The following is a 15,835-nucleotide window of genomic DNA, read 5'->3' on the forward strand; positions in this document are numbered from 1 at the left end:
ACGGCGAAGCCGGGCGTGGCAACCATACAGCACGAACTCCGATAGCCGTCTGGCCATCCGGGGTCCCCGCCAGCGACGAGCGCAGCGAGCGAGCTTAAGGGCGGGGCAGAAGATTCCCAGGGCCGAAAAGGCAGCGTGGCAATGAATAGACGTAACTTCGTCATCCTAGGGCGGAGCAGGCCGATGGCCGTCGCGCGGACCCTGGGATGACGAAAAGAATCAGCGGGGCAAAGACACTCAGACGGCGATGCCGGGCGTGGCGATGAATAAGTGCATCCAAACGAAAAAGGCCGCCCGAAGGCGGCCTTTGCAAATGAAGCGAAAGCTCCAATCAGCGGGAGTAGTATTCGACGACCAGGTTCGGTTCCATCTGGACGGCGAACGGCACGTCCGACAAGCCCGGAACGCGGGCATAGGTGGCGACCATCTTGTTGTGATCGACTTCGATGTAGTCCGGCACGTCGCGCTCGGCCAGGGCTACCGATTCCAGCACGATCACCAACTGCTTCGACTTCTCGCGAACCTCGATGACGTCGCCCGGCTTGCAGCGATACGAACCGATGTTCGTGCGCTTGCCGTTGACGTTCACGTGGCCGTGGTTGACGAACTGGCGCGCCGCGAAAATGGTCGGCACGAACTTGGCGCGGTACACGACGGCGTCGAGGCGCGATTCGAGCAGGCCGATCAGGTTTTCCGGCGTATCGCCCTTGCGGCGGTTGGCTTCTTCGTAGGCCTTGCGGAACTGCTTTTCCGAAATGTCGCCGTAGTGACCCTTCAGCTTCTGCTTGGCGCGCAGTTGCAGGCCGAAGTCGGAAAGCTTGCCCTTGCGGCGCTGGCCGTGCTGGCCGGGGCCGTATTCACGCTTGTTGACCGGGGACTTCGGGCGGCCCCAGATGTTCTCGCCAAGACGGCGATCGATTTTATATTTCGCGGATTCGCGCTTGCTCATCGCATTCCCTTTCAAAAATTACACCCGCAACCTCATGTTCCGGGTGAAGGAAACGCGCCCTCCTCTGGCCTCCGTTTTCGAGACCTGACAGGATTTTCCGCGCTAAGCGACGGAATATCCACGGGACACGTCATGAAGCGAAACCAGGGAAAGCGTGAAGCGGTTTTCCGGCCGGTCTCGCGGCAGTCACAAAGAAAAGCACCGAACGTCGCCGCCCGGTGTTGGCGTGGCTCTAAAGGAGGGGGCGCCCGTTGTCAAGCAATCCTCGCCCCCACTGGGGCGGCAGGAGACCGGGTTCAACTCGCATCGCCATCGCCGCCGAATGCGGACGTGTCAATCGTCCGCCTTCTTGTCCGGCAGGCCCTTGCGCTTGGTTTGCGCGAATTCTTCAAGCTCTTTCTCGCTCATCGATTCATACATTTCCTTCGATGCGCCCCAGAGTTCGCTTTTCTTGGTTTCGCCGCGCTTGGCCGAAAGGGCCGCGCCGGCGGCTTTCTGCTGGGCTTTCGAGGTAGCAGGCATGGCCGCTCTCCTTTCAGGCAAGGAAAACGCCCGCTTGGCTTCGATGTTCCGCTATCGCGCCAGGGCGAGGCCAAATCCCTGCATCAGCCGTCGCATCGGGAACCCGGCTTTGCCCGACGTGAAAACCGCAAGGTCCGGTTCCGCGCCGTTGGCATCGCGGAAATCGTCGGCACTGCTCTTGGCAACGAGCGACAGGGCTCGCCGGGCAATGGCCTCGGCGGGGTCCAGCCAGTCGACCGGCCAGGGGGCGGTCTTGCGCATGCGGTTGACCAGGAAAGGATAGTGGGTGCAGGCAAGCACGACGATGTCGGTACGCTCGCCGTCCTGTTCGACGAAGCAGGGCGAGATTTCGCTGCGCACCACTTCCTCGTCGACAAAGCCGTCGCGCATGTAGATTTCCGCCAGTGCGGCCAACCGGTCGCTGCCGACCAGCCGGACATGGCATTTCGACGCCCACTGGTGAATGAGGTCGCGCGTATATTGCCGCTTCACGGTTCCGGGCGTTGCCAGCACCGACACCAGCCCCGAACGGGTGCGTTCCGCCGCCGGCTTGATCGCCGGCACGGTACCGACAAACGGATGGCCGGGAAAATTCTGGCGCAAAGCATCGATGACCAGCGTAGAGGCGGTGTTGCAGGCGATGACCGAGATTTCCGGGCGGAAACGATCGAGAAGGACGTTGAACAGGTCCAGCACATGCGCGCGCAAGGCCGGTTCCTCCCAAGCGCCATAGGGAAAGGCGGCATCGTCCGCGACATAGACGAACCGGCGGTCCGGCATCAGCACCCGGGCTTCGCGCAGCACGGTAAGGCCGCCGACGCCGGAATCGAACAGCAGGACCGGCTGCTCAGTCATTGCCGGCGCCCTGGTCCCGGCGGTGACCGCTCTCCGCCTTGTCGTCGCCTTCAGCATGGAGCGCGCGGTCGACCTCGGCCTTTCGATCGGGATAGCCTGCACCGCGCGGTTGCTTCGGCGAGAAATAGTCAAGCGAGGCGACGACCCCGCGCAGCACCTTCAGTTCCGGATCGGCAAAGCCTGCGCGCGTCAGCACGGCGCGCAAATTGTCGACCATCTTCGGCTTCTTGGCGGCAGGGCGGAAATATCCGCGCGCATCGAGTGCGGCCTCCAGATGGGCGAACAGGCCATGCAACTTTTCCTTGGTGGCAGGTGGCATTTCCGGTGTGGAGAAATTGGTCGCCGTCTCGTCCTCGAGGCCGGACTTCATCCACTCATAGGACATCAGCAGCACGGCCTGGGCAATGTTGAGCGAGGCAAACCCGGGATCGACCGGAAAGGTCACGATCTCGTCCGCCAGCCCCACCTCTTCATTGTTGAGGCCGAAGCGCTCACGGCCGAACAGGATGCCGGTCTTCTGCCCGGCGATCGAGCGGGATCGCAGCGTCCTGCCCGCCTCGACCGGCCCTGCTACCCTCTTGAAGCCGTCGCGCTCGCGCGCCGTCGTCGCGAAGACGAAATTGAGATCGGCAATCGCCGAAGCGAGATCGCCGAACACGCGCGTGGCGTCAATGACGTGGTCGGCGTGGCTTGCCGCGGCACGGGCCTTTTCGCTCGGCCAGCCGTCACGCGGATTGACCAGCCGCAGTTCCGACAAGCCGAAATTGGCCATGGCGCGCGCAACCATGCCGATATTCTCGCCAAGCTGTGGCTCGACAAGGATGATGGCTGGTCCTGCGACTGCGGTTTTCTGCTGGTCTTGGCTGGAAGGCATGTTGATCAATGAACGGTATTCATACGGCTTTGCTGCCGTCCCTGCCACATCCGGCCTCCAAAATGAAGGCTTTTCCAAGACCCCATGGTATCCGTCCCGGCTTCGCTGGCGCCAAGGCAAGGTCTTGTGCCTCGCGGCTATTCTCCAAAAGGCAGAGAACAGGGCCTGCGGTGCTGTTTGCGCGCTTACGATGGCTTTGATATAGGGGCTTCATCCTCGGCCGAGCCCCTCCGGCACGGTCGTTCAGATTTCCAGAAACGAGGCATTTTTCATGGCGAAGATTAAGGTGGCGAACCCGGTCGTCGAACTCGACGGCGATGAGATGACGCGCATCATCTGGCAGTTCATCAAAGACAAGCTGATCCACCCGTATCTTGATCTCACCCTCGATTATTACGATCTCGGGGTGGAACATCGCGATGCCACCAATGATCAGGTGACCATCGACGCAGCCCATGCGATCCAGAAGTACGGTGCCGGCGTGAAGTGCGCCACCATCACGCCTGACGAGGGCCGCGTCGAGGAATTCAAGCTCAAGAAGATGTGGAAGTCGCCCAACGGCACGATCCGCAATATTCTCGGCGGCACCATCTTCCGCGAACCGATCATCATGAAGAACGTGCCGCGCCTGGTGCCGGGCTGGACGAAGCCGATCATCGTCGGCCGTCATGCCTTTGGCGACCAGTACAAGGCCACCGATTTCCGCTTCCCCGGCAAGGGCAAGCTGTCGATCAAGTTCGTCGGCGAAGACGGCAAGGTGATCGAGCACGAAGTGTTCGACGCGCCCGATGCCGGCGTCGCCATGGCCATGTACAACCTTGACGAGTCGATCCGCGAGTTCGCCCGCGCCTCGCTGAACTATGGCCTGCTGCGCAACTATCCGGTCTATCTCTCGACCAAGAACACCATCCTCAAAGTCTATGACGGTCGCTTCAAGGACATCTTCCAGGACGTGTACGACCAGGAATTCGCCGACGCCTTCAAGGAAAAGAAGATCACCTACGAGCACCGCTTGATCGACGACATGGTGGCGTCCTCGCTCAAATGGTCCGGCGGCTATGTCTGGGCGTGCAAGAACTATGACGGCGACGTCCAGTCCGACACAGTGGCGCAGGGCTTCGGCTCGCTCGGCCTGATGACCTCGGTGCTGATGACGCCGGACGGCAAGACGGTGGAAGCCGAGGCCGCGCACGGCACAGTTACCCGCCACTTCCGCCAACACCAGAAGGGTCAGGAAACCTCGACCAACTCCATCGCCTCAATCTTCGCCTGGACGCGCGGATTGGCGCATCGCGCCAAGCTGGATGACAACGCCGATCTGAGACGTTTTTCAGAAACGCTGGAGAAAGTCTGCATCAACACCGTCGAGAGCGGCTTCATGACCAAGGACTTGTCCTTGCTGATCGGTCCGGACCAGCCCTGGCTGTCCACCACCGGCTTCCTCGACAAGGTCGATGAGAACCTGCAAAAGGCGATGGGCTGACCGTTGCAATAGCGTGCCGTGCGCCGAATTGGCGCACAGAAGCGCTTTGACGGCTTGATTCAGCTCCGGAACAGCTCGAAAGCCGGTTTCTGGTCCAATGCTCGAATCCTACAAAAAGACCGGTGCCTGACGACGCTGGTCTTTTTGTTGAGTCTATGAACCTCAGGCTGCCTGCAGTGCAGCCTTGACCGCGGCAATTGCATCACTCGCCTTCGAGGCGTCGGGGCCACCAGCCTGGGCCATGTCCACACGGCCGCCGCCACCCTGGCCGCCCAAAGCTGCTGAAGCGACACGCACCAACTCCACCGCGCTGAAGCGGTCGGTCAGGTCATCCGTGACGGCCACCACGACGCTTGCCTTGTTGTCGTCGCCTGCGCCGACGAACACGACGACGCCCGAGCCAAGCGACTTCTTGCCGGCATCGGCCAGCGGCTTCAAATCCTTGGGTGAAACGCCGGACACCGCCTTTCCAAGAAACCCGACACCGGCAACCGTTTCGTTGTCCGATGCAGCACCGGCCGCGGACCCTCCACCCAACGCGAGTTGTTTGCGCACTTCGGTGAGTTCGCGCTCCAGTTTCTTGCGCTCGTCGAGCAAGACTTCGACGCGGGCCGGAACATCGGCCGGTGAAATCTTCAACGTCGCCGCCACAGCCTTCAAACGCCGGTCCTGATCGTCGAGGTGGCGGCGTGCCGCCTCACCCGTCAGGGCCTCTATGCGGCGAACACCGGCAGCGACCGGACTGTCGGACACGATACGAACAAGGCCGATATCGCCGGTGGCGCCAACATGGGTACCGCCGCACAGTTCGATCGAATAAGGTCGGTTGGCCTTCTCGCCGTGCAGCGTGGTGCCCATCGAGACGACGCGTACTTCATCGCCGTATTTTTCGCCGAACAGGGCCATGGCGCCCTCGGCGCGCGCGTCGTCAACCGACATCAGGCGCGTTGTCACCGGACCATTCTGGACGACGATCTCGTTCGCCATCCGCTCGACCTGCTCGAGTTCCGCTGGCAAAATCGCCTTGTTGTGCGAAATGTCGAAGCGCAGGCGCTCGGGCGCTACCAGCGACCCCTTCTGCGCGACATGGGTGCCCAGAACTTCACGCAAGGCCTCATGAATCAGGTGGGTGGCCGAATGGTTGGCCCGCAGCCGCGAGCGGCGTGCATGATCGACCTTCAGTTCGACCGCAGCGCCGGTCTTCACCGTACCCTTGGCAACCTTTCCGAAATGCACGAACAGGCCGTCACCCTTCTTGTGGGTATCCGTGATCTCAACGACGAGGCCTTCCCCAGAAATAGTTCCGGTGTCGCCCATCTGGCCACCAGATTCGGCATAAAAAGGCGTCTGGTTGACAACGATAGCGATAGCTTCCCCCGCCACGGCAGCGGGAACTTCGGCACCATCCTTTATCAGTGCTTGCACAATGCCTTCCGCCTGCTCGGTATCATAGCCAAGGAATTCGGTTGCACCGACCTTTTCGCGAACGCCGAACCACACGGTTTCGGTCGCCGCTTCCCCCGAACCGGCCCAGCTTGCCCGCGCTTCCGCCTTCTGGCGCGCCATGGCGCTTTCAAAACCGTGGAGATCGACAGCAATATTGCGCTGGCGCAAGGCGTCTTGCGTCAAGTCGAGTGGAAAGCCGTAAGTGTCGTAGAGTTTGAACGCCGTTTCACCATCGAGACGATCGCCGCTGGACAATGTTTCTGTTGCGTCGGCAAGCAGGCCAAGGCCGCGTGCCAGCGTCTTGCGAAACCGGGTCTCTTCGAGCTTCAACGTCTCGGTGATGAGCGGTTCTCCGCGCACCAGTTCGGGATAGGCCTGGCCCATTTCACGCACCAGCGCCGGCACGAGGCGCCACATCAACGGATCGCCCGCACCCAGCAACTGGGCATGGCGCATGGCGCGGCGCATGATGCGACGCAGCACATAGCCGCGCCCCTCGTTGGAGGGCAGCACGCCGTCGGCAATCAGGAAGCTTGACGCCCGCAGATGATCGGCAATGACGCGATGGCTTGCCTTGTTCTTGCCTTCCGCCTTGACACCAGTCGCCTCCTCGGAGGCGCGGATCAGGGCTTTGAACAGGTCGATGTCGTAGTTGTCATGCTGCCCCTGCAGAACAGCAGCGACGCGCTCCAGGCCCATGCCGGTATCGATCGACGGGCGAGGAAGTTCGACACGGTCTTCTCTGGACAATTGCTCGAATTGCATGAAGACGAGATTCCATATCTCGATGAAGCGATCGCCGTCCTCATCCGGGCTGCCGGGAGGGCCACCGGGAATATGGTCGCCGTGATCGTAGAAAATCTCCGAACACGGTCCGCATGGGCCGGTATCGCCCATCGCCCAGAAATTGTCGCTGGTCGGGATGCGGATGATCTTCTCGTCCGGCAACCCCGCGATCTTCTTCCAGAAATCGGCGGCGGCGTCATCGGTGTGATACACCGTGACCAGCAGCCTATCCTTGGCCAGGCCGAACTCGCGCGTGATCAGGTTCCAAGCCAGTTCGATGGCGCGTTCCTTGAAATAGTCGCCAAACGAGAAATTGCCGAGCATCTCGAAAAACGTGTGATGGCGTGCGGTGTAGCCGACATTGTCGAGATCGTTGTGCTTGCCGCCGGCACGCACGCATTTCTGCGATGTCGTGGCGCGCGAATAAGGACGGCTTTCAAGACCCGTGAAAACGTTCTTGAACTGCACCATGCCGGCATTGGTGAACATCAGTGTGGGATCGTTGCGCGGCACTAGCGGGCTAGAGGCCACCACCTCGTGACCCTCCTTGCGGAAATAGTCGAGAAATGCCGACCGGATCTCGTTCACGCCACTCATGGATGATGCCTTTTTCGCGGGAAACGCCAGCAGCGCCGACGCACAGAACAAGGCCTTTTAACGAGCAGCCTTCACACTGTCCAGAAAGACGAAACAACAGGCGTCAGTCCGGAAAAACAACCGGCCATACCTCACTTCCAGCCACTTTTTCCTACCGGGGGAGGTCGAAAACGAAAACCGCCGGCCAAACAGGCCAGCGGCTCGGATATTCATACGTATCGAGCGGGTGATACGCTGCCAGACCGGCGTCGCTACATTTCGCCGGCTTCGTCCTCCAAACCGCCCTCGCCACCATTCTCCAGGAACTTCTCGGCGATCAGTCCGGCATTCTGCCTCAACACCAATTCGATCTCGCGCGCCGTATCGGGATTGTCGCGCAGGAACAGCTTGGCGTTTTCGCGCCCCTGGCCGAGACGTTGCGAATTGTAGGAAAACCAGGCGCCCGACTTCTCGACCACGCCGGCCTTGACGCCGAGGTCGATCAGTTCCCCGGTCTTCGAAACACCTTCGCCATACATGATGTCGAACTCGACCACCTTGAACGGCGGGGCCAGTTTGTTCTTGACCACCTTGACGCGTGTCTGGTTACCGACGACCTCGTCACGATCCTTGACCGAGCCGATGCGGCGGATGTCGAGACGCACCGATGCGTAGAACTTGAGCGCGTTGCCACCCGTCGTCGTTTCGGGCGAACCAAACATGACGCCGATCTTCATGCGGATCTGGTTGATGAAGATGACCATGGTGTTGGAGCGCGAAATCGATGCGGTGAGCTTGCGCAGCGCCTGGCTCATCAGGCGAGCCTGAAGGCCAGGCAGCGAGTCGCCCATCTCGCCTTCGATTTCGGCACGCGGCGTCAGTGCCGCAACCGAGTCGATAACCAGCACGTCAATGGCACCGGAGCGCACCAGAGTATCACAAATCTCCAGCGCCTGCTCACCGGTATCCGGCTGCGAGATCAACAGGTTCTCCAGATCGACGCCAAGCTTGCGGGCGTAGACGGGGTCGAGCGCATGCTCGGCATCCACGAAGGCGCAGATACCGCCCTTCTTTTGGGCCTCCGCGACAGTATGCAGCGCAAGCGTGGTCTTGCCCGAGCTTTCCGGTCCGTAAACTTCAATGATGCGGCCGCGCGGCAATCCGCCGACGCCAAGGGCAATATCGAGGCCAAGCGACCCCGTCGAGACCGTTTCGATCTCGACCACCTGCTCATTTGCGCCGAGACGCATGATCGAGCCTTTGCCGAAAGCCCGCTCGATTTGCGACAAAGCCGCATCCAGAGCCTTTGTTTTATCCACCGAACTGTCCTCTACAAGCCGCAAAGAATTCTGAGCCATGATACACTACCCTTTTGTCGTCAATGAATGTCGGACAATCCGTTGATCTCTGCTATTTTGTACCTTTTTTGTTCTCATTTGGCAAGAGACGTTAAATTTTTGATTTTAAAAGATAAACCTTATTTGTTCTTTTTTTGTGCCATCATTTCGAGCCAAGCGCACGATGTGGAGGTTGGCGGCCACCTCCTGATTTTCAGGCGAATCGACGCAACCGATTGCCCCTCGTGATTCACCGAACTAGTGTTTTCCAGCCATAGAGATCTCAGTGCCGTCATGACGCAGTCACCCAATATCCTCGCCGTGGGCGGGGCGCACATCGATCGGCGCGGCCAGGTCTCCGGTGCATATGTCCCGGCGGCCTCCAATCCCGGCACAATGCGCGAAGACGTCGGCGGCGGCGTCTTCAACGCACTCCGCACAGCCATGCGCAGAGGCGCTTCGGCTTCGCTGCTTTCGGTACGAGGTGGCGACGCGGCTGCCGAGGCCGTTGCGCGGGCCATCGCCGAGTGCGGTGCTGCAGATCTCTCGGTGACCTTTCTCGACCGAACTACGCCAAGTTACACGGCGCTTCTGGACCGCGAAGGCGAATTGATCGTCGGCTTTGCCGACATGGCGCTGTACGACATAGCCTTTCCAAAGCAGATACGCCGGGCCAAGGCGCGCGAGGCTGTGAGTGCTGCTGATGCGGTACTGTGCGATGCCAATCTGCCAGTGCCTGCTTTGGAGCGGCTGGCCATTTTGGCTGATGGCAAGCCACTGTTCGCCGTCGCCATTTCCCCGGCTAAGGTCGTACGCCTCAGTTCAATTCTGGGTCGTCTCACACTGTTGTTCATGAACCACCGCGAGGCGGCAGCGCTTGCCGAAGTAGCGCGCGAAGCAGCAATGCGCGACGTGGTTGCCGGCCTGCAAAAGGCCGGATTGGAGAGCGGTGTAGTCACATCCGGCGATGATGCGATTCTCGGGTTCGACGGCAAAGGTTCGTTTGCGATCCGTCCCCCTGCTGCTCGGCACGTCGCCGACGTTACAGGGGCGGGCGATGCGCTTGCCGGCGCCACGGTCGCGGCTCTGCTGCGGGGTCTCGATTTGCGCCAAGCATTGCGCGAAGGAGTGGCGGCCGCGCTGCTTGCCGTCGAAAGCCCGGATGCCGTGCCGAAATTCGATGCCGCTTCCTTCGCCGAAGCGCTAGCCCTTGTGCCGCGGGCCGAGGAAGTGGCATGAAATCCTTGCACCGATGGCAAGAGCGGCTTGAAGGCTTGCAAGCCGCGTAACCGGGAGACGACCATGACGCCAGAAAGCGCCCGTCCGTTTATCGATATCCATGCACCGGTGGCGAAGGCCCTGACCGCCGGTCGCCCGGTGGTGGCACTGGAAAGCACGATCATCACCCACGGCATGCCTTATCCCGACAATGGAGCGATGGCTGCCAATGTCGAAAAGATCGTGGCAGACGAAGGCGCGCTTCCGGCCACGATCGCGGTCGTCGGCGGCCGCATCAAGATCGGCCTTTCCGATGGCGAGCGCGAATCGCTGGCCTTGACGGGCGATGCCATGAAACTGTCGCGCGCCGACCTCGCATTCGCGGTGGCGGAAGGTCGTACAGGCGGCACCACCGTTGCCGCGACGATGATCGCGGCGCATATGGCCGGCATTCGGGTTTTCGCGACTGGCGGCATCGGTGGCGTCCACAAGGGTGCGGAAACCAGCTTCGACATTTCCGCCGACCTCGACGAACTGGCGCGCACGCCGGTCATCGTCGTGTCAGCCGGCCCGAAAGCCATTCTCGACATCGAAAAGACGCTGGAAGTGCTGGAAACGCGCGGTGTACCGGTAGTTGCCCATCGCGCGGAAATCATGCCGGCCTTCTGGTCTCGTCAGTCGCCGTGCCGTGCACCGCTTACGCTCGACAGTGCCACCAAGATCGCACAGCTGTTTCAAACAAGGCAAGCTCTGGGTCTCGACGGCGGCATGCTGGTGGCCAATCCAGTGCCCCAGGATGCCGAAATTCCCGCCGATGAAATGGCCGGGTACATCGAGGCAGCGCAGAAGGCCGCACGAGCCCAGAACATCACCGGCAAGGCGGTGACGCCGTTCCTATTGTCGAATATCCTGGAACTCACCGGAGGCCGCAGCCTCAGGACCAACATCGCGCTGGTCGAGAACAATGCCAGGCTGGCCGCACAGATCGCCAAGGCGCTGTAGGGCTCTACTTGCCGGCACGCAGCCCTGCTTCATAGGCCTTGCGCGCCCAGATGACCATTTCGTCGGGATCATCGAAAGCGCCGTCAGGAACGCTCCAATATGGCATCGCGACCTCCTTGCCGTGCCGCGAACCCGTGTAAGTCCACTGCTGGCTACCGGCGGCGGCGAAGTCGGGGGCGCTTTCGGCATCGGCCTTGAGCAGCAATTCGTCACGCAGCACCAACGCGATAATAACGCCCTGATAATAGATTCCCTTGCCGCCGAACATGCGCCGAATGGCGACCGGTCCGAGACCATCGAACAGTTCGCCTATGCGCTCATCGTCCATGTGCGGGAATATTGGAAGGTTTCAGGCAGCATCTGCCGCACGCGCCTCGGCCAATGCCTTGAGGTCGGCCGGCTTCAGTTCCACCGATTCGCCACATCCGCAGGCCGAACTCTGGTTCGGGTTGGAGAAGGTGAAACCGGTGCGCAGCTTCGTCTGCTCGAAATCCATCTGCGTGCCAAACAGGAACAAGGCTGCTTCCGGCGCGACATAGACATGGGCGCCGTCACGCTCGATGTGGTCGTCCTTGGTGTTCGGCTCGGTCACCAGATCGACCGTATACTCCATGCCGGCGCAGCCGCCCTTCTTGATGCCGAGGCGGATGCCATGCGCGTTATCGCGCGTGGCCACGATCTCGCGCACGCGCTCGGCGGCCCTTTCGGTCATGCTGATGACGGAAAAACTTCTCATCTCATTCTCCGCTTCCACGCCGGTTCAAGGCCGGCGGAACGCAACTGCGCCTAAGATGGTGAATATTTGCCACGCGCGCAAGGCATGCAACGTGCCCCTTCGAAGGATGGGCGCTCACTTTCTCTAGCCAGAGGCCTTGAAGGCGATGCTCATGGCAACCTCGATCGCGATGCCTGCCAATACCGCCTGCCTCACTCCATCGCGTGATTTTGGATGTAGGGCGATATTTCCAGCTTTCAAACGGGGTTCGAGCCGGTTCAGTACCAACCACAGGCGATTTGCGCCTCTTCCGACATGCGGTCCGGCGACCACGGCGGATCGAAGGTCATGGTGACTTCGACGCCGGAAACACCCTCCACGGCGCCGACGGCGTTTTCGACCCAGCCCGGCATTTCGCCAGCCACCGGGCAACCGGGTGCGGTTAGCGTCATATCGATCTTGACCGAGCGGTCGTCCTCGATGTCGATCTTGTATATCAGTCCGAGTTCATAGATGTCGGCCGGAATTTCTGGATCGTACACCGTCTTCAGCGCCGAGACGATGTCATCGGTGAGCCGCGCCAATTGGTCCGCGGGAATGGCAGACGCCGAAAAGACGCTGTCGGTCGTGGCTTCTTGCGATGCGGCTTCGGTTGTTGTCGTCACGTCGTCCATATTGGTCACCCGAAAAACTTGCGCGCTTTTTCCAGCGCCTCAGCGAGAGCATCGACCTCCGCCCTCGTATTGTACATGCCGAACGATGCCCTGCATGTGGATGTCACGCCGAAGCGCTTCAACAGCGGCTGGGCGCAGTGTGTGCCGGCGCGCACGGCAACGCCTTGCCGATCAATCACCATCGACACATCATGGGCGTGAATGCCCTGAAGTTCGAACGAGACGATGGCACCCTTGCCCGGCGCGTCGCCCAGAATGTGCAGCGAATTGATGGCGCGAAGCCGCTCATGCGCATAGTCTTTCAGGTCGGCCTCATGGGCGGCGATCCGCTCGCGACCCACGCTGTCCATGTAATCGAGCGCAGCACCCAGCCCGATTGCCTGCACGATCGGCGGCGTGCCGGCCTCGAAGCGGTGCGGCGGGTCATTATAAGTGACGTTGTCTTCCGTCACTTCCTCGATCATCTCGCCGCCGCCCATGAAGGGGCGCATGCGCTCGAGCACTTCCTTCTTGCCGTAGAGCACGCCGATGCCGGACGGCCCGTAAACCTTGTGGCCGGTGAAGACGAAGAAATCGCAATCCAGATCCTGCACATCGATGGGCATATGGACGGCGCTCTGGCTACCATCGACCAGCACCGGAATGCCGCGCTGATGGGCGATGCGGCAGATTTCCTTGATCGGCGTCACCGTGCCAAGCGCGTTCGACATATGGGTGATGGCGACCAGCTTGGTTTTATCGGTCAGGCTCTTTTCGAAATCCTCGATGTGGAAGGCGCCGAGGTCATCCACTGGCACCCAGACCAACTTTGCGCCCTGCCGCTCGCGGATGAAATGCCACGGCACGATGTTGGAGTGATGCTCAAGGATCGACAGCACGATCTCGTCGCCCGCGCCGATGTTCGGCATGCCGAAACCATAGGCGGCCGTGTTGATGGCGGCGGTCGAGTTGGAGGTGAAAACGATATTGTCGGTGCTGGGTGCATTCAGGAAGCGGCGCACCGATTCGCGAGCCTTTTCATAGGCATCGGTGGCGGCGTTCGACAGGAAATGCAGGCCGCGATGGACGTTGGCGTATTCGAGCGAATAAGCATGCTGGATGGCATCGAGCACGACTTGCGGCTTTTGTGCCGACGCACCGTTGTCGAGATAAACGAGCGGTTTGCCGTAGACTTCGCGCGACAGAATGGGGAAGTCGCGGCGGATCGCCTCGACGTCATAGGGAATGGTTTCGAGTTTCTGGTCCACGTCTCTCGCTTTCCGCGTGCCTAACGCACCCCACTCGGCCTCCGGATGAAGGGCTATCGCCTATCGTCGTTGGGCCGAGCGTTCCTCACCCGTGTGCAACAAACCAGTCGTCGAGCTTCAGTTCGAGCGCGTTGACGATCTGCTCGTCCTCCAGTTCCTCGATGACCGCAGCGACGAATGCCTTGACCAGCAAGCCACGCGCCGTCTTCTCGTCGATACCGCGCGCCATCAGATAAAACAGATGATTGTGGTCGATCTCGGTAACCGTCGCGCCATGGCCGCAGACAACGTCATCGGCGAAGATTTCCAGTTCCGGCTTGGTCGAGAACTCGCCGTCGTCCGACAGAAGCAGCGTGTTGCAGGCCATGTTGGCATCTGTCTTCTGCGCGTGCTGATGCACGTTGATGCGGCCCTGGAAGACGCCATGCGCCTTGCCGGTCACCACGTTGCGAACGATTTCGGTCGATGTGGTGTTGGGCACCGCATGGTCGAGCACCATGGTCACGTCGGTATGGGTGTCTCCAGCCAGAAGGTTGATGCCGCGCAACTGGAAGTCGCAGCCTTCTCCCTTGGTCAGGACGTTGATTTCCTGGCGTACCAGCCTACCCCCGATGTTCATGAAGAACAGCGATAGCTTCGAATTCGCACCGAGATGCGCCTTGAACTGAGCAAGGTGCGTGGCGGTGTCCGGCTGCTCCTGCACGATCACCCAGGTTACCTCGGCATCGTCGCCGATGGTCAGCTGGCTGACCGAACTTGCCAGCCCGTCACCAGCACCAACCTGGCGTTCGACGATGGTCGCCTTTGCGCCGGCGCCAACCCGCACCGGCAGACGCACATGGCTCTGGCCACCGGTCAGCATGTTCTGCAATTCGACCGGCTTCTCGATAGTCACACCAGCGGCGATGTCGACCAAGTAACCATCGGCGACAAAGGCGGCATTCAGCGCGCCGATCGCGTCATCGGTGCCGTAGAGGTCAAGCGCAGGCGCAAAGCTTCCGTCCGTCAATTTATCCGACAGACGCTCGACAGTGACGCCATCGACCTTCGACGCCGTCGCGCTCGACACGCCATTCAGCACCGAAAGCACCAGCGAGCCATCGACGATCGGCTCCACCGCCTTGGCGGCGCCGGCCGGCGCGAAGGCCGGGATCGAGGTCAGCAGGCGGCGCAGATCGGTATAGTGCCATGATTCGACGCGCCGCGTCGGCAGGCCGTGCTTGATCGCCTCGATGGCCCCGTCGCGCTTCAGCATGACGGCACCGTCGCCTGGCAGATGCGACTGCCGCTCGCCATAAGCGTCGATCAGCGCCGTTTCGGCCAATGTTCGTTGAGGTTGCACACGCATGTTCATGTTTGCCACCTCACGCCGCTTCGCCAATGATGCCGGCGTAGCCATTGGCTTCCAGTTCGACTGCCAGCGATTTGTCGCCGGACTTGATCACCTGGCCCTTGTAGAGCACGTGGACGCTGTCGGGCACGATAAGCTCCAGCAGGCGCTGGTAGTGGGTGATAACGACAATGGCGCGGTCGGGCGAACGCAGCGCATTGACGCCTTCGGAAACGATCTTCAGCGCGTCGATGTCGAGGCCGGAATCGGTCTCGTCCAAAACGCACAATTTGGGTTCGAGCAGCTTCATCTGCAGAATTTCAGCGCGCTTCTTCTCGCCACCGGAGAAGCCGACATTGAGCGGCCGCTTCAGCATCGCCATGTCCATTTCTAGCGTCCCGGAAGCCTCCCTTACCCGTTTGATGAATTCCGGGATCTTCAGCGGCTCCTCGCCACGCGCCTTACGCTGCTCGTTCATCGCCACCTTCAGAAATTCCATCGTCGCCACGCCCGGTATCTCCATCGGGTACTGGAAGGCGAGGAAGATGCCGGCGGTGGCGCGCTCGGCCGGGTCCATTTCAAGGATCGATTCACCGTTGTAGAGGATGTCGCCCTCGGTGACTTCATAGTCCTCGCGGCCGGCCAGCACATAGGACAGCGTCGATTTTCCCGAGCCGTTCGGCCCCATGATGGCGGCAACCTCGCCGGCCTTGACCGTCAGGTCGAGGCCGCGGATGATTTCGGTGCCGGTCGAGGCGATGCGGGCGTGGAGGTTCTTGATCTCAAGCATTGTTTCTTCCTGAATCGTTTGTCTTTGTGCG

Annotated in this window: 15 protein-coding genes; 3 read left to right on the forward strand and 12 right to left on the reverse strand. The window is 61.0% G+C overall.

What is annotated here, in order from left to right; genetic code table 11:
* Positions 1-331 precede the first annotated feature (331 nt).
* The 4 genes from rpsD to ASD64_RS20095 all read right to left on the reverse strand — a co-directional run bounded on the left by rpsD (position 332) and on the right by ASD64_RS20095 (position 3,200).
* Positions 332-949 (reverse strand): 30S ribosomal protein S4, encoded by a 618-nt coding sequence (rpsD, locus tag ASD64_RS20080; protein ID WP_056109029.1) that lies wholly within the window; start codon positions 947-949, stop codon positions 332-334.
* Positions 950-1,282: 333 nt separating this feature from the next.
* A complete protein-coding gene (locus ASD64_RS20085; protein ID WP_056109040.1) occupies positions 1,283-1,471 on the reverse strand; it encodes a DUF3008 family protein in 189 nt (62 codons plus the stop codon).
* A 51-nt stretch (positions 1,472-1,522) separates the two neighbouring features.
* Positions 1,523-2,326, reverse strand: a complete 804-nt coding sequence (gene murI, locus ASD64_RS20090) for a glutamate racemase (RefSeq protein ID WP_056109042.1) — start codon at positions 2,324-2,326, stop codon at positions 1,523-1,525.
* Complete coding sequence (locus tag ASD64_RS20095; RefSeq protein ID WP_056109228.1) at positions 2,319-3,200, reverse strand: RNA methyltransferase; 882 nt, start codon at positions 3,198-3,200, stop codon at positions 2,319-2,321. Before ASD64_RS20095 ends, murI begins: the two co-directional genes overlap by 8 nt.
* A 271-nt stretch (positions 3,201-3,471) precedes the next feature.
* Here ASD64_RS20095 and ASD64_RS20100 point away from each other — a divergent pair, with 271 nt between their 5' ends.
* Positions 3,472-4,683, forward strand: coding sequence for an NADP-dependent isocitrate dehydrogenase (locus ASD64_RS20100; RefSeq protein WP_056109045.1), 1,212 nt, complete (start codon positions 3,472-3,474; stop codon positions 4,681-4,683).
* Positions 4,684-4,845: 162 nt separating this feature from the next.
* On the opposite strand, the gene alaS is transcribed toward ASD64_RS20100, so the two are convergent.
* A complete protein-coding gene (gene alaS / locus ASD64_RS20105) occupies positions 4,846-7,512 on the reverse strand; it encodes an alanine--tRNA ligase (RefSeq protein WP_056109047.1) in 2,667 nt (888 codons plus the stop codon).
* Positions 7,513-7,763: 251 nt separating this feature from the next.
* Positions 7,764-8,849: a recombinase RecA gene (gene recA / locus ASD64_RS20110; RefSeq protein ID WP_056109050.1), complete on the reverse strand. Its 1,086-nt coding sequence runs from the start codon at positions 8,847-8,849 to the stop codon at positions 7,764-7,766.
* A 273-nt stretch (positions 8,850-9,122) separates the two neighbouring features.
* On the opposite strand from recA, the gene ASD64_RS20115 reads away from it, so the two are divergent.
* Positions 9,123-10,067: a carbohydrate kinase family protein gene (locus ASD64_RS20115; protein WP_056109053.1), complete on the forward strand. Its 945-nt coding sequence runs from the start codon at positions 9,123-9,125 to the stop codon at positions 10,065-10,067.
* A gap of 63 nt (positions 10,068-10,130) precedes the next feature.
* Positions 10,131-11,048, forward strand: coding sequence for a pseudouridine-5'-phosphate glycosidase (locus ASD64_RS20120; RefSeq protein WP_056109057.1), 918 nt, complete (start codon positions 10,131-10,133; stop codon positions 11,046-11,048).
* 4 nt (positions 11,049-11,052) lie between these two features.
* Here ASD64_RS20120 and ASD64_RS20125 read toward each other — a convergent pair whose 3' ends face one another.
* The 6 genes from ASD64_RS20125 to sufC form a co-directional block, all read right to left on the reverse strand.
* Positions 11,053-11,376, reverse strand: a complete 324-nt coding sequence (locus ASD64_RS20125) for a TfoX/Sxy family protein (RefSeq protein ID WP_056109060.1) — start codon at positions 11,374-11,376, stop codon at positions 11,053-11,055.
* Positions 11,377-11,397: 21 nt separating this feature from the next.
* Entirely contained in the window at positions 11,398-11,784 is a 387-nt protein-coding gene (gene sufA / locus ASD64_RS20130) for a Fe-S cluster assembly scaffold SufA (protein ID WP_056109063.1), read from the reverse strand.
* Positions 11,785-12,041: 257 nt separating this feature from the next.
* Positions 12,042-12,437, reverse strand: a complete 396-nt coding sequence (locus ASD64_RS20135) for an SUF system Fe-S cluster assembly protein (RefSeq protein WP_056109066.1) — start codon at positions 12,435-12,437, stop codon at positions 12,042-12,044.
* Positions 12,438-12,442: 5 nt separating this feature from the next.
* Positions 12,443-13,684: a cysteine desulfurase gene (locus ASD64_RS20140; protein WP_056109069.1), complete on the reverse strand. Its 1,242-nt coding sequence runs from the start codon at positions 13,682-13,684 to the stop codon at positions 12,443-12,445.
* An 85-nt stretch (positions 13,685-13,769) separates the two neighbouring features.
* Entirely contained in the window at positions 13,770-15,038 is a 1,269-nt protein-coding gene (gene sufD / locus ASD64_RS20145) for a Fe-S cluster assembly protein SufD (RefSeq protein ID WP_056109231.1), read from the reverse strand.
* A 10-nt stretch (positions 15,039-15,048) separates the two neighbouring features.
* Positions 15,049-15,804: a Fe-S cluster assembly ATPase SufC gene (gene sufC / locus ASD64_RS20150; RefSeq protein ID WP_056109234.1), complete on the reverse strand. Its 756-nt coding sequence runs from the start codon at positions 15,802-15,804 to the stop codon at positions 15,049-15,051.
* Positions 15,805-15,835: the final 31 nt, after the last annotated feature.

The organism is Mesorhizobium sp. Root157 (assembly GCF_001427385.1).
In the GTDB taxonomy this organism is placed as follows: Bacteria; Pseudomonadota; Alphaproteobacteria; order Rhizobiales; family Rhizobiaceae; genus Mesorhizobium.

Coding starts and splice junctions, on each gene's coding strand:
- rpsD (WP_056109029.1), bottom strand. CDS start 949: ATGAGCAAGCGCGAATCCGCGAAATATAAAATCGATCGCCGTCTTGGC.
- ASD64_RS20085 (WP_056109040.1), bottom strand. CDS start 1,471: ATGCCTGCTACCTCGAAAGCCCAGCAGAAAGCCGCCGGCGCGGCCCTT.
- murI (WP_056109042.1), bottom strand. CDS start 2,326: ATGACTGAGCAGCCGGTCCTGCTGTTCGATTCCGGCGTCGGCGGCCTT.
- ASD64_RS20095 (WP_056109228.1), bottom strand. CDS start 3,200: ATGCCTTCCAGCCAAGACCAGCAGAAAACCGCAGTCGCAGGACCAGCC.
- ASD64_RS20100 (WP_056109045.1), top strand. CDS start 3,472: ATGGCGAAGATTAAGGTGGCGAACCCGGTCGTCGAACTCGACGGCGAT.
- alaS (WP_056109047.1), bottom strand. CDS start 7,512: ATGAGTGGCGTGAACGAGATCCGGTCGGCATTTCTCGACTATTTCCGC.
- recA (WP_056109050.1), bottom strand. CDS start 8,849: ATGGCTCAGAATTCTTTGCGGCTTGTAGAGGACAGTTCGGTGGATAAA.
- ASD64_RS20115 (WP_056109053.1), top strand. CDS start 9,123: ATGACGCAGTCACCCAATATCCTCGCCGTGGGCGGGGCGCACATCGAT.
- ASD64_RS20120 (WP_056109057.1), top strand. CDS start 10,131: ATGACGCCAGAAAGCGCCCGTCCGTTTATCGATATCCATGCACCGGTG.
- ASD64_RS20125 (WP_056109060.1), bottom strand. CDS start 11,376: ATGGACGATGAGCGCATAGGCGAACTGTTCGATGGTCTCGGACCGGTC.
- sufA (WP_056109063.1), bottom strand. CDS start 11,784: ATGAGAAGTTTTTCCGTCATCAGCATGACCGAAAGGGCCGCCGAGCGC.
- ASD64_RS20135 (WP_056109066.1), bottom strand. CDS start 12,437: ATGGACGACGTGACGACAACAACCGAAGCCGCATCGCAAGAAGCCACG.
- sufD (WP_056109231.1), bottom strand. CDS start 15,038: ATGAACATGCGTGTGCAACCTCAACGAACATTGGCCGAAACGGCGCTG.
- sufC (WP_056109234.1), bottom strand. CDS start 15,804: ATGCTTGAGATCAAGAACCTCCACGCCCGCATCGCCTCGACCGGCACC.